This window comes from Thermobifida cellulosilytica TB100 (assembly GCF_001517975.1).
Lineage (GTDB): Bacteria > Actinomycetota > Actinomycetes > Streptosporangiales > Streptosporangiaceae > Thermobifida > Thermobifida cellulosilytica.
The window spans coordinates 51,925-64,963 of the sequence record NZ_KQ950185.1; the positions used below are offsets into that span (position 1 = coordinate 51,925).

The 13,039-nt window shown below is 73.7% G+C and carries 11 protein-coding genes; 4 read left to right on the plus strand and 7 right to left on the minus strand.

Features of this window, described 5'->3' with window-relative positions; translation table 11 throughout:
• The first annotated feature begins 46 nt into the window (after positions 1–46).
• The 4 genes from AC529_RS15965 to AC529_RS15980 all read left to right on the plus strand — a co-directional run bounded on the left by AC529_RS15965 (position 47) and on the right by AC529_RS15980 (position 4,982).
• Positions 47–1,036 (plus strand): ATP-binding cassette domain-containing protein, encoded by a 990-nt coding sequence (locus AC529_RS15965; RefSeq protein WP_068758146.1) that lies wholly within the window; start codon positions 47–49, stop codon positions 1,034–1,036.
• Complete coding sequence (locus AC529_RS15970) at positions 1,033–1,791, plus strand: ABC transporter permease (protein WP_068758148.1); 759 nt, start codon at positions 1,033–1,035, stop codon at positions 1,789–1,791. The genes AC529_RS15965 and AC529_RS15970 overlap by 4 nt, the downstream gene beginning before the upstream one ends.
• Positions 1,792–1,942: 151 nt before the next feature.
• The gene (locus AC529_RS15975) at positions 1,943–2,437 is read left to right on the plus strand and encodes a hypothetical protein (RefSeq protein WP_068758149.1); all 495 of its coding nucleotides are present in this window, start codon (positions 1,943–1,945) and stop codon (positions 2,435–2,437) included.
• Positions 2,427–4,982, plus strand: a complete 2,556-nt coding sequence (locus AC529_RS15980; protein ID WP_068758152.1) for a M48 family metalloprotease — start codon at positions 2,427–2,429, stop codon at positions 4,980–4,982. The genes AC529_RS15975 and AC529_RS15980 overlap by 11 nt, the downstream gene beginning before the upstream one ends.
• A gap of 31 nt (positions 4,983–5,013) precedes the next feature.
• Here AC529_RS15980 and AC529_RS15985 read toward each other — a convergent pair whose 3' ends face one another.
• From AC529_RS15985 to AC529_RS20600, 7 genes are all read right to left on the minus strand, one after another.
• Positions 5,014–5,217 (minus strand): hypothetical protein, encoded by a 204-nt coding sequence (locus AC529_RS15985; protein WP_068758154.1) that lies wholly within the window; start codon positions 5,215–5,217, stop codon positions 5,014–5,016.
• Between the two features lie 38 nt (positions 5,218–5,255).
• The gene (locus AC529_RS15990; RefSeq protein ID WP_068758157.1) at positions 5,256–6,074 is read right to left on the minus strand and encodes a hypothetical protein; all 819 of its coding nucleotides are present in this window, start codon (positions 6,072–6,074) and stop codon (positions 5,256–5,258) included.
• A 191-nt stretch (positions 6,075–6,265) separates the two neighbouring features.
• Positions 6,266–7,657: an Ig-like domain-containing protein gene (locus tag AC529_RS20590; RefSeq protein WP_068758159.1), complete on the minus strand. Its 1,392-nt coding sequence runs from the start codon at positions 7,655–7,657 to the stop codon at positions 6,266–6,268.
• A 478-nt stretch (positions 7,658–8,135) separates the two neighbouring features.
• The gene (locus tag AC529_RS16000; protein WP_068758161.1) at positions 8,136–8,669 is read right to left on the minus strand and encodes a hypothetical protein; all 534 of its coding nucleotides are present in this window, start codon (positions 8,667–8,669) and stop codon (positions 8,136–8,138) included.
• A 114-nt stretch (positions 8,670–8,783) separates the two neighbouring features.
• Positions 8,784–9,860 carry a substrate-binding domain-containing protein gene (locus tag AC529_RS16005; protein WP_198156455.1) on the minus strand — a complete coding sequence of 359 codons (1,077 nt, stop codon included), beginning with the start codon at positions 9,858–9,860 and terminating at the stop codon, positions 8,784–8,786.
• 305 nt (positions 9,861–10,165) lie between these two features.
• A complete protein-coding gene (locus tag AC529_RS20595) occupies positions 10,166–12,721 on the minus strand; it encodes a hypothetical protein (RefSeq protein WP_068758164.1) in 2,556 nt (851 codons plus the stop codon).
• A partial coding sequence (locus AC529_RS20600) for a hypothetical protein (protein WP_198156456.1) occupies positions 12,718–13,039 on the minus strand: 322 nt, incomplete at its 5' end. The genes AC529_RS20600 and AC529_RS20595, both read right to left, overlap by 4 nt.

The following is a 13,039-nucleotide window of genomic DNA, read 5'->3' on the forward strand; positions in this document are numbered from 1 at the left end:
GAAGATGACCGAAAAGGCCCATAGAGTGTGGTCTGTGACCGAGACAATGATCCACACCAGTGCGCTGACCAAGCACTTCACCTCCCGCAAGAGCACGGTCGAGGCGGTCCGCGGCATCGACCTGCACGTGGAGGCGGGCGAGATGGTCGCGATCCTGGGCCCCAACGGGGCAGGGAAGTCCACCACGCTGCGGATGCTCACCACGCTGCTGCCCCCCACGTCGGGAACCGCGCAGGTCGTCGGCTTCGACGTGCGCACCCAGCCGCGCGAGGTGCGCGCCCGCATCGGCTACGTCGGCCAGGGCACCGGCTCCGGGTACAACCAGCGCGGCCGCGACGAGCTGATCAGCCAGGGCCGCGCCTACGGACTGGACACCGACACGGCCCGCCGGCGCGCCGCCGAACTGATCTCCTCCCTCGACCTGGGCAGCGTCGCCGACCGCAGGACCTCCTCCCTGTCGGGCGGCCAGAAGCGGCGGCTGGACGTCGCGCTGGGGCTGGTCCACACGCCCCGGCTGCTGTTCCTCGACGAGCCCTCCACCGGACTGGACCCGCAGAACCGGGCCAACCTGCACGAGCACATCCGCAAGCTGCGCGCCGAGCACGACACCACGATCGTGTTCACCACCCACTACCTGGACGAGGCCGACCAGTTGGCCGAGCGGGTCGTGGTGATCGACCACGGCAGGATCATCGCCGACGCCTCCCCCGAGCAGCTCAAGGCCGAGTACGCGGGCGACCGCATCACCCTCGCCTTCGACCGGGAGGACGACGCCGCGGCGGCCCTGCCCCGCCTGCTGGGCCTGGCGGCGGGCGCGCGCGGCGAGCACACCGGCGACCGCGTCGTCCTGAGGATCGACGGCGGCTCCCGGATCGCGCCGAAGCTGCTGCGGGACCTCGACGACGCGGGCCTGTCCGTGGCCTCCGTCGAGATCGTCCGCCCCACCCTCGACGACGTGTTCCTCAACCTCACCGGGCGCAGCCTCCGCGACGCGGCGGCCGCCGAACAGCCCCTCACCCAGGAGAACCCCGCATGAGCGCTCCGACCAGTCCGATCACCGACACCGTCACCGTCTTCGTGCGGGAGCTGCGCCCCGTGCTGCGCGACCCGTTCTCGGTGGTCTTCAGCCTGGTGCAGCCGCTGATCTTCCTCGCGCTGTTCGCGCCGCTGCTGCCCGGAGGGCTGGGCGGCGAGTCGACGTTGCAGTGGTTCGTGCCCGGCATCGTCGTCATGTCCTGCCTGTTCGCCACCCTGTCGACGGGGGCGAACCTGCTGTTCGAGATCCAGCTCGGCTCGCACGAGCGGATGCTGGTCTCGCCGCTGCGCCGCTCCGCGCTGATCGTGGGCCGGGCGCTCAAGGAGATCGTGCCGATCCTCGTCCAGACGGCGATCATCCTCCTCGTCACCCTCCCGTTCGGGTTCCGGCCCCACCCGCTCGGAGCGCTCTACGGGCTGCTGGTCCTCAGCGTCTTCAGCGTCGGCGTGGGCTCCCTCTCCTATGCGCTGGCCCTGGTCTCCAAGGACCGGCACTGGCTGTTCTGGGGGGTGCAGCAGACCCTGATGTTCCCGCTGGTGCTGCTCGCCGGGATCATGCTCCCGGTGTCGGGCGGCCCCGGCTGGTTGCAGACGCTGTCGCTGTTCAACCCGCTGACCTACGTCGTCGACGCGCAGCGGGCCCTGTTCAACGGCGACCTGGCCGACCCGTCCGTGGTCTGGGGCACGCTGGCGTCGGCGGCCGTGGCCGTGGTCGGCCTGTGGGTGGGCATCGCCACGATGCGCCGCGCCGACTGAACCGGCCGACGTGGGTGCCGCCGCGGCCGGGCGGGGACTCCCGCAGGCGGCCCGGGCGCCCGGCACGGGGGGCGAAGCGTGGTCGCTGTCGGTGACGTTCTGACTAGGATCAGGACCCGACGCGCCCTCTTCTGCCTCGGAGGTCTCCCGCGTGGCCGCTCCCTTCCCCCTGCCGGATCCGGTCCGGACCCTCGACGCCGTCGCGCACCGGGTGGTGTCCCGCTGCGCCCCCGAGGAGGAGGTCCGCTACCCGGTACTGCGCGACGACTTCTTCGCCAGGGGCGGAGTCGGAGCCCGGGCCCGCGACAACCCCCTGGGCTTCGGGGAGCTCGTGATCGGGGTGGTCACCGGCGTGGTGCTGGCGGTGCTCAACGAGCTGGTCACCGAGTCCCTCACCGAGACGGTGCGCCCGTGGTGGCAGCGGGCCTGGAACTGGGCGATGGTGCGGCTGCACCTGTACCGGCCGCCGGTGGCCGATCCCGGCTCCCCGGTGGGCACGCTCTCCCCGGAGCAGGTGCCCGGCGTCGTCGCCGCCGTCACCCGGCACGCGCTGCGCGCGGGCATCGACCCCGACCGGGCCGCCGAGCTCGCCCGCGCGATCGTGGAGGAGCTCACCACCCTGTCGGGGGACGTCCATGACGACTGAGACCGCTGCGCGCGGCCCGGGAGGGCGCACCGGCTACGACCCGTTCCTGCTGCCCTCGGCCACGGGGGCCCGGTTCGTGCTGCTCGTGGTGGCGGCGAGCCTGGGCGCCATGTACGTCGGGTTCTGGTACCTGCCGTACCTGGCCGTGTTCCTCGACAGTCCGCTGTCGTCCATGCCGTCCTGCGCCGAGTGGGCCCGCTCCGCGGTCGACGACCGCACCGCGCGGGAGCTTCTCGACGGCCTGCTCGGCTGCTCGGTCCGCCAGGAGTGGCTGGCCGCGGCCGGGTACACCGCGAGCGCGCCGGCCTGGGCGGTGCTCACCGTCGCGATCTACGCGGCCTACCCGGCGCTGCTGCGCCGCAAGCTGCGGCCGCTGCCGGAGGACGGCGCGGCCGAGGCGGCGCGGATCGTCGCCGCCGAACTGGGCGCGGTGCCCGGCGGCGGACCGAAGAGCCTCACCCCGCTCGTCACCCCCGGCACCGCCGGCGGGGCCCGGGTGTTCGGGGCGTTCGGCAGGTACTGGATCGCCGTGGACCGCGCCCTGCTCGTGGACTGGGACGCCGAGACCCCCTCCGGGGCCGCGGTCCGGGCGGTGGTCCGCCACGAACTCGCCCACCTGCGCAACCGCGACGTCGACCTCACCTACCTGGCCATGGCGGCCTGGCAGGCGTTCCTGCTCCTGCTGGTGCCGCCGGTGGGCGTCAACCTGCTCCTCGTCCTGGCCACGGCCGACAGCGCCACCCCCGACCTCCTGCTCCGGTTCGTGGCGGCGCCGCTGGCCGCGGCCGCGACCGCGCTGTTCCTGCTGCACCTGACCCGCGCGCTGGTGCTGCGCACCCGCGAGCACTACGCCGACGTCCGGGCCGCCGCGGACGCCTCCGTGGCCCGTGCGCTGCGGGACGCCTTCGCGGACATGGCCCGCGGCGCGCGGAGCGTGCCCCGGTGGCGTCGGTGGTTCGGCTGGCACCCCGACCCCGGTGCGCGGCGCGCCGTGCTCGACGACCCGCGCGGCCTGGCCCGGATCCGGGGCGGGGACCTGTTCCTCGCCGGGGTCCTGCTCGGCGTCGGACAGGTCCACCTGGGGCTGGTCTGCACGCTGCTGCTGGAGCGGGACGAGGTGCTGGGCGTGGGCACGGCGGCGCTGCTGCTCGGCGCCCCGGTGGGTGCGATCGTCGCGGCGGTGGTTTGGCAGGCGGTGTACGCGGCGGGCCGTCGGCCGCCCGCGCTGCGGCGGGCCGCGGCCCTGCTCGCCGCGGGCGTGCTGCTGGGCCAGGCCGTTCCCCACGAGTTCGCCTACCGGTGGACCGACCTGCTGGCGGCCCACCCCGGGCTGGCCGTGCTGTCGGCCGCGGCGCTGTGGCTGTGCTGCCTGCTGTTCCTGCGGTGGGTGGCGCTGGGCGCCCGGCTGTGTCTGGCCGCGGCCCGCCGCGGACGCCTGGCCTGCCTGGTCGGCCTGGGCTGTGCTGCCGCGGTGTTCGGCTGCCTGCTCGCCCTGTGGAACATCGGCAGCGGCATCATGCTGGGGGAGTCGGAGCTGGGGGTGCTGTGGGCGGTGTGGGGGGCCGTGTTCGCCACCTTCCACACGTGGTATCTGCCGGTGGGCCTGCTGGCGGCGGCGCTGTTCGTGCACGCCGCCCCCGTCGGTGCCGACCCGGGGCGCCTGCGGCGGCTGTGGGCGGCGCCGCTGCTGGGGCTGGGCGTCGCGGCCGGGTACACGGTGGCGGGCACGGCGCTGATGTTCCTCACGGTCCGGCGGGTGGCCTCCTCCGGCGGCACGATCGGGCCGGAGACGGGCTCCCTGCTGTACCTGTGGACCATCGTCGCGGGCGTGCTGCTCGCGGTCGCGGTGAGCGTGGCGCTGGGGGCCCTCTTCGGCGGCCGGGGCCGTATCGGCGTGGTGCTGAGCGCGGTCGCGGTGGTCCTGCTGGTGGCGGCGTCCCTGGAGCCGTTCGCGATCACGGCGGTGGTCCAGGGCTCGGTGTGCCTGACGGAGCCGGGCACGGGGTGCTGGACGGTTGCGGCGGGTGCACTGCTCGACCAGTTCGCCGAGTCGGGCATGGGCATGTCGGCGACCGCGGTGCTGCTCGTGGTGTGCTGGCCCGCCGCGGCCGCGGCGGCGGCGCTGCGCTCCCGGCTGGGCCGTTCCCGGGCTGCTGTCGGCGGCGGTACTCCCGTGGTCGGGCGGTCCGGCGCGGCTGCCCTGCTCGTCCCGGTGGCGGCCGTCGCGCTGCTGCTGAGGGGCGAGGTCGTCCAGGCGTTCGAACGGGTGCCGCTGGTCTCCGCCGAGGAGCGGGAGGAGCTGCGGCAGCGGGTGGAGCCCGGCACGGTGGACCTGCGCGACACGTGTGCCGGAGTGGGCGAGGTCTTCCCCGACAAGGACATCCTCGCCTTCCGGGACGACACGACGTCCCACCTGGTGCCGCTGGCGTCCAGCCGGGATCCGGTGCTCGCCGCGGTCGGCGCGGCGGCGATCGACGGCTTCGAGGTGGAGGCCGACCGGTTCTTCCTGGTGGTGCTGCGCTACTGCATGGAGGTCGCGGGCTGACCGGCGGGGCGGCGCGAGCCTGCCGCGCGGGTCAGCGCCACCGGGGGCGGCGGGAGAACAGGCGGCGCAGGGCGGGGGCGTCCCCGGTGTCGCGGGAGGCGGCGAGGCGGGCCGCGCCCAGCGCCGAGGGGGCGCCGAGCCGTTCCATCTCCTCGGAGAGGAGCTTGTCGGACTGCGCGCTTCGCACCGGATCGGCGACCAGGATGCGGGGCGGGGTTCTCCGGTGGTCGTTCACGCTCCCTCGTCTCTCCTCCGGCCGCGGTGCGACCGGGATCAGGTGGAGGCGGCCAGGACGTTGCTGATCTCGTGCGCCGCGGCGCTGGCGGCGAACCGTACGGCCTCGTCGGACAGCAGCCGGTAGCTGTCGGGAACGGGATCGGGGGTCATGACGTCGACCGACACGCACCCCAGGATCTTCGACCGGGTGGCGCCCTGGCCGATCAGCGGGGTGGCGAGGATGACGCTGAACTTGCCCCGGGCCCGCTGCCACTCACGGTAGCTCATGCCGAGGGTGAGGGCCTGTTCGGGAGGCGACTGCCGTTCGCGCTGCTGTAGTTCCCGCCACTCCTCCTCGGTGGTCCCCTCCAGTTGCCGGTCCAGCTCCGCGACGTCCACGACGAGCAGTTTGCCCAGCTCCACGCAGCGGCCGATGACCCCCACCCCGGGCCGCCAGGTGGTGCCCGCGGCGCTGGTGGCCCGGAACCGCACCCGGGTCAGCGGCACCAGTTTTTCGCGGCGGCGCGGCCACACGCCGGTGCGGACGCGCAGGTGGACCGTTGCCGCCAGGTCGCGCACGTCGATGCCGGTCTCGTCCTGGATCCGAAACAGCAGCGCGGTGAGGGCGTGGGCCACGCCCCGCTGCACGTTGCGGAGGTTGACCTCGGCGCTGTCCGCGCGCCACTGCTGGACCGCCGAGACAGCCGTGGTGAGGAAGAGCAGCGCGATGCTGGCCGCGGCGAGCCGGAACTCCTCGTAGGGGGAGAAGTGCCACAGCCCCGCCTCGTGTCCGGCGAGCGCCACTCCCACGACGAACGCCAGCGCGGCGCAGAGGAGCTTGGCGACGAGCTTGACCTGACTCCAGTGAGGGCCCACGACTACCTGTTTATCACAGAAAGTAAATAATCTTTGTCTTTATGTGACCATTGTGGGTGTGGGGCCGCCTGGGAGCGGACACGGCACGTCGGCCCCGGCGGCTCGGTCCGCCGCGGCGGTCCCCTCGCGCCGACCACGGCGGGGCGGCGCGGCCCGCCTGGGCCGCGCCGCCTGTGGGAGGGGCGGTCGGCTTACTGTTCGGTGCCGCCGGTCTCGCCGAACCGCAGCATCCTGCGGTGGGAGCCGGACCGCATCAGGCCGTACCCGGCCGCGGTGAGCAGCGCTCCGGTGGCGACGATCCCGGAGAGCGCGGCGCCGGTCTTGGCGAGGTTGCCGCCGCTGCCGCCTCCGCCGACCGCGCCCCCGTTGCCGGTGCCCGGCCCGTTGCGGTCGTCGGGCGGCGGGGTCTGGGTGGCGGGGCGCTTGCCGGTGTGGAAGGCGAACTCCTTGACGGTGCCGCTGTCGGCGCCGGTCATGGTCAGCAGGTGGTCGCCGTCGACGAGGTCCTCGGGGACGGTGAACTCCAGTTCCAGCACGCCCCTGGCGTCGGCGACGACCGCCTCGAACTCCCGCACGAGGGGCTGCTGCGGGGCCGGCGGCGGGGTGGGCTCGGGGCTCGGGGAGGCGCTGGGCGAGGCGGAGGGGGCCGGGGACTGCGCGGGGTCGGGGGCGGGGTCCCCGTAGGGTTCGGTGGTCAGCTTCAGGTTCACCGTCTCGTCCGCGTCGAAGCCGGGGGCGGTGATGGTGATGGTCTGGCCGGGGGCGAGTTCGGGGTCGGGGCCGAGTTCGTTGCCGTCGGCGTCGACGACCGAGAAGACCGGCCCCGGCGGATCCTCGTCGCCGCCTGCGGCGGCGGTGACGGTGAGGGGAACCTCCTCGGCGCTGCTGGACGAGTAGCGCTCCGGGTCGTCGGGGGTGAACTCCGCGGTGAGGGCGTGCTTGCCCGCGGGCAGTTCGGACGTGGTCAGCGTGGCGGTGCCGCCGGAGACCTCGGCCTCGCCCAGCGCGGTCCCTCCGGCGCGGAAGCTGACCGTGCCGGCCGCCTCGGCGGGGGTGACGGTGGCGGTGAGGGTGATCTCGGTGCCCTCCTCCACCGGTCCGGCCGGGGTGACGGCGAGCTCCGTGGTCGTCGCCTGGACCTGCACGACCTCCCAGTCCTGTCCGGTGATGCGGATGGGCAGCGCGAAGTGGCCCGCGATCGCGCTCCCGTCGTCGGTGGCGCACAGCGCCCGCAGCTCCCACATGCCGTCGGAGAGGTCGGAGCGGGCCTCGGCCATCGACTTGCCGGGGGTGATCGTGTGCTGCGTGTCTCCGTCTCCGGCGCTGAACGGGGCGATCCACCGGGACGGGTCCGAGGGGATCTCGACGGGATCGGCGGCCTTGTCGAGGACCAGCAGCCCGAAGCCGGGGCACTTGCCCGAGGTGGTGAGGACGGCGAACGGGTTGTCCGTCACCGTGCCGCCGTCGCGGTCCGCCTCGATCGTGCCGAGGACGTCGGCGGTGGCGGACGTGGCGACCAGGGCGCTCCCGCCCGCCGCGATGAGCGCGGCAGCGCACGCGCCTACCGCTTTTCGCCAGTTCATGGTCGGTGTTCCTCTTCCTGTGAGGGGGTGGAGCCGACGTCGGCCGTCGTCCGGGCCGTCGGGACGCAGCGGGAACGTCCGGCGGTGGGAAGGCCGTGCGTCGAACGGCTGTGGTCGGCCTGGGAACCGTCCGAAGGCCGGTGCGGTGCCGCCGCGTCCGCCGGGGCGGACCCGTGCGTTTTCCGCCGCTCTTCTCGGAGCGTCCCGGTGGTCTTCTTCGACGGTGGGATTCCTCCGCGATGACGGATGCGATCGTCTCCCATCAAATCCCCGTCCACCGAAATTCTGCATGAATCTGCGGTGAATACCGCCATTATCTCAATTGGCGGCGATTTCGCGGGGAGAACTCCGTGGCGTTCGCGGGGATCCGCGGTAATGAAAATGACGGGGAACGGACGGGGGCCGCGGTGCCGGGACACGGGTGCGCCGCCCGGCCGGTGGACCGGGCGGCGCACCCGCGGGGCACGGCCCCGGGGGCCTACCTGCGCACCGGTCCGGCGTAGATCCACTGCTTGCCGCCGACCAGGATCGCGGCGGCGAAGTGCTTCTCGCTGACCTCGCCGTTCTCGCTCAGGCAGCTGAGCCGCACCTCGTGGACGCCGTCGGCGGCGTCGCCGCCCAGCGCCTCGTCCAGGGTGTAGGCGCCCTCGACGGTCAGGCTGTGGCCCTGGTCGTAGCCGCCTTCGGCCTGGACCGGGGCGAGGAAGCCGAAGTCCGCGAGGTCGCCGTTGAGCGGGCCGGCCATGAGCCCGGTGAAGCGGCCGTGGCCCGGCTCGCAGACGCCGAGGGTCTGCACCGCGGGGAACACCCGGTCGGTACGGCCGTGGAACCGGTCGAACCAGAGCAGCCCGTGGAAGCTGGTCGAGCCCCGGCGCCACCCCTGTGCCTCGGCCTGCTCGACGGCTTCGGCGCGGTCGGTGGTGGCGAGGCTGTCGGCGTGGGCCGGGGAAGCGATCAGGGCGGTGCCCAGCAGCGTCCCGAGGAGCAGGGCGGCGGCTGCACTCTTGCGCATGTCAGTCCCTTTCGGTGGTGGGGGATTCTTCGGGGATCGGGAGAAGGACGGTCGGGGGTGGTGCGGTGGCCGGCGGCCGGGCGCCGGAGCTGCCCGGCCGCCGGTCCGTCGGGGTCAGATGATGTTCGGGTAGGCGCGCAGGCTGGTGTCGCCGGCGTCGGGCGCCAGGGCGAAGCCGTAGTCCTGGATGATGCCGGTGGCGTGGGGCACCAGGGCGGTGTCACCCGAGGTGCCGTCGTCCACGAACACGTCGTTGATCAGCTGGTACTTGGGGTGGGAGGGGTCGGTCACCGCGGCGGTCGGCACGATGGTGTAGACCGTGCGGGTGATCGGGAAGGCCGGGTTGGCGACGACCTTGCCGTTCTCCGTGACGGTGGCCGAGACGCCGTTGACGTTGCGCAGCACGGCGTTGCCGCGGCGGTCGGCCACACCGGGCAGGCTGTTGCCCTGGGCGATGTACCGGGCGACGGAGAACGGCACGATCTGGCCGTTGCCGGTCAGGGCGGTGCCGTCGTGCTCCTGGATGGTGTCGCCGCGCTGGTCGATGCAGGGGTAGTCGCCGGCGGCGAGCTGCGCCTCGGTGATGCCCATCGTCTCCAGCCAGAAGGAGCGGGTGCCCGAGCCCGACTGCGGCAGCAGCGGGGTGATGGGCTGGCCGAAGAAGTGCGTGGTCTCGCACTTGTAGATCTTCTGGAGTTCGGCGACGGTCAGGTTGCCGGGCAGGTAGCTGGTGGAGAGGGTGGCGTAGCCGACGCCGTCCAGCGCCAGCGGGATGTAGGTCAGGTCGCCGTCGGGGCTGAGCTCGGAGGCGGGCGGGGCGCTGGAGCTGCGGGCGAAGTCCCAGCAGCCGCTGATGTCGGGGTCGCCCTTGTAGCCGACGCCCTGGATCGAGGCGATCAGGGCGTTGCGGCCGTCGCTGGAGCCGTTGGGGCGGTAGATGTCCTGGCAGTGGGCGTCGGCCTTGGGGCTGACCGTCGCGCTGCCGCGGGCGTCGTAGGAGCCGAGCACGGGGGAGCCGCCGATCTGGATCGCGGCGGCCAGGGCGTTGTTGACGTCCTGGGTGGTGTCGGACCCGGCGCCGGCCAGGTCACGGTAGGTGGGGGGACCGACGGGGTCGGCCGCGGCGGGAGCCGTGGCCAGGCCCAGGGCCAGGCCGGTGGCGGCCAGACCCGCGGCGATTCTGCCAACCATGCGGAAACGGGACATCTTCTCTTCCTCCAGGGAAGCGGAGAACCCAGGGTCTCCCCGTTCTCGGGGCGACCGTCCGCCCGTTGCGGACGGTCACGATTCTGTATCCGCCGGATATTTTTTTCGAGAAATCGAATGTGACGGAAATATGAACAGAAGGAATGTTTCAATTGGTCTCAATTGGCGGGTAATCTCTTTCAGAGAATTCCGGTGGAAACGGCTGCGCGCCGGGGATTTCTCCCCGGGCGCGTCCCGTGGCGCGGTCCTTCGGCGGCGCGGCCGGGACCGCGCCGCCGAAGGACCGTCGGTCACAGCTCCGTCCGCCGGGGGCCGAAGCGCAGCAGCACCGGTCCCGCCAGCAGGCCCAGCAGTCCGAGGAGGCCCGCGGCGACCAGCGCCCACCTGGTCCAGCCCAGGCTGGTGGCCGGGGTGGCGACCGTGGCGACCTGCTGGGGGGAGGGCGGGGGTGACGGGGCGGGATCGTCCCCGTCACCGTCCGGGTCCGCCGTCCCCGCCGCTCCGCCTCCCCGTGTGCCGTCCGCCGCCGGGCCGGACACGGGGACGATCCCGCCGTCCGTACCGTCGCCGGCCACGGGGACGGCGGAGCCGCCGCCCGGCGTGCCCGCCCCGGACGGAGCCGGCGGGTCCTGCGCGCCTCCGCCGGAAGCGCCGTAGCAGTGCCGCGCCACGTCCTTGCCGGGCAGGTGCTCGGCGACGCACCGGGTGGTCTCCCGGAGCTCCTCGGGCAGCGGCAGGTAGCCCGGCCGCAGCTGTCCCGGCGCCTGCCCCGGGTCCTGCCCCCGGTCCGCCGCGTAGGCGAGGAGGTGGGCGTACTCGCCGAGCGCCGCGGGGTCGCCGTCCCCGGCGGTGTCGACCGCGGCGTGGACGACCAGGGTGAGCGGGTAGGCGTCGGGGCTCTCGACCGCGGGGGCGAAGGCCAGGGTGCCCGGCGCGGCGCCCGGTTCCATCGCGGCGACCGCGGCGGCCATGCTCTCCACGCCGGGGGCGACGAACTCCCCCGCCCGGTTGCGCAGCGCGGCCTGGAAGAGCCCGTAGCGTTCGGCCGACACCGTGTCGGTGAGGCTCAGGATCAGCCTGTTGCCGATCAGCTGCCGCTCCGCGGAGACGTAGCCGGGCGGCTGGCGCTGCCCGTCCCAGGTGGTGCGCTGGCCGGTGTCCCCGGTCAGGGCCATCCGCGCGGCGGTCGCCAGGGAGCCGACCTGGGGCCGCAGCGAGGTGACGTCGTAGGGGTACTCCGCCGGGGGCCGCTGGTAGGAGGTGAGGTCGGCCTGCGGGAAGCTCTGCGCCCCGTTGGCGTCCAGGTCCAGGTCCGCGTAGTGGGGGTTGACGGTCATCCCCCACTCGTCGGGCTCGCCGCCGAGCCAGGCGCGCGCCTCCTCGTCGGCGCGGATCCACTCCCACACCGCCCAGGCGGCGTCCGACTGGCCCTGCACCACCAGCAGCGGCCAGCTCCCGTTCGGGTTGAACAGGCCCACGAGTTCCGGGTTGACCTGCTGGAACTCGGGGTCCGCGTACAGCGACCGGGGCGCGTCCGCCACGTGCTGCGCGTCCGGGCTGCCCCACACCCCGCCCGGAACGGTGTCCTGGTAGGAATAGGTGAGGATCTTGGCGAGCAGCCGGGGGGTGAGCCGCAGCTCCCGGATGACGCTTCCCGCCCGCTCCCCGCGGTTCGCCTCCAGGTGGAAGGCCACGGTCAGGGCGGACACCGCCACCGGCGCGTGGACGATGTCGGGGTCGCCGGTCACCGGGCGGTGGGTGAAGGCCAGCCCCACGGGGCTGGTGTCGGAGGCGAGGATGCGCCGCGCCTCGGGGTCGCCGACACTGCTGTAGCCGTAGACGGTGCCGTTGTCCCCGCACAGTTTCCGCTGCCAGGACAGCATGGCCGCGCCCGCCAGCTCCGAGCCGAGGGTCAGCCGCTCCTCGGCCCCGATGGGGCAGGCGTTGGTGACCGGGTCGAAGTCCAGGCGCACCTGGATCCGGTTCCGCCAGTAGCTCGGGGAGAACGGGGTGTCCGTCTGGTAGGGGGCCTTGGAGCCGTCGACGTGGTGGGAGCCGCGCGGCACGATCACCAGCCAGCAGGACTCGCCGGTGACGGTCCCGTCGTTGCCCCGGACCGGCTGCCCGCAGCCCATGTGGGGGGCGTCCACCGAGGTCAGGGTCTCGAACACGATCGCCCCGGTGCCGTCCGGTCCGGTGTAGGCCGCGGGGATCTCGTTGGTGGTGTTGCGGTTGAGGAACACCCGGGTCTCCTCGTAGGGGAGGAGCTGCCCGTCGCGGGTGCGGAAGGAGCCGTCGACGCTGCCCAGCGGGTCGCGGGGCGTGGTGGACCTCGTGGAGCTCAGCCGCCACAGGGCGAAGGCGTCGATGCCGCCGGGGTCGTTCTGGCTGCCGAAGTGGCACTGCTGCGGGGTGGGGCCCGACTCGTCCCCCCAGCACTGCATGATCTGCAGGAAGTGGCTGCCGAACTTGGTGGGCGGGTTGGGGACGCCGCGGTCGCCCGGCACGGTGGGCCGCGCGCCCCGCCAGGTGATCCGCACCCCCTGGTTGACGAGGTTCCGGGTCTGGGAGACGGTGACCTCCAGGTCCTTGAAGTCCTCGTACATGGGGTCGTCGGGGTCGCGGGTGCCGTCGTTCCAGGCGACGGTGACGGCCGAGTCGGTGAGGCCGGTGTCGTCGGCGAGGCCCGGCGCGGCGGCGGGCCCGGCCAGGAGCAGGCCGGCGGACAGGGTCAGCACGACCGCCGCGCCGGCGGTCCGGGGGCGGCGCCTCCGGTAGGAATCCCAGCTGCGGTACCCCAGTGCCCGGTCGCTGCGGTAGTGGTCGAGTTCGTCGTGGGCGCTCATTGTGTCGCGCTCCCTCTGCGGTGGTCGAGCAGCCGGGACACCAGCGGCGGGCCCACGACCGCGCCGAGCAGGGCGAGTCCGGCCAGCGCCATCAGGGTGTGCTGGAGGGTCCAGCCGGTGCGGGAGGCGAGGGACACCGGCATGGCGGAGACGGGGGAGGCCCCGGCTCCGGCCGCGCCGTCCTGGCCGATGGGCAGTCCGGTCTCCGGGTCGATGAGCAGGGTGCCGTCCGCGGCGGTCGGCGTGGCCGTGCCGCCGCCCGCGAGATCGGGAGAGCGTGCGGGTGGGTAAGAGGGGAAATATCGGGGGGCGCCGGAT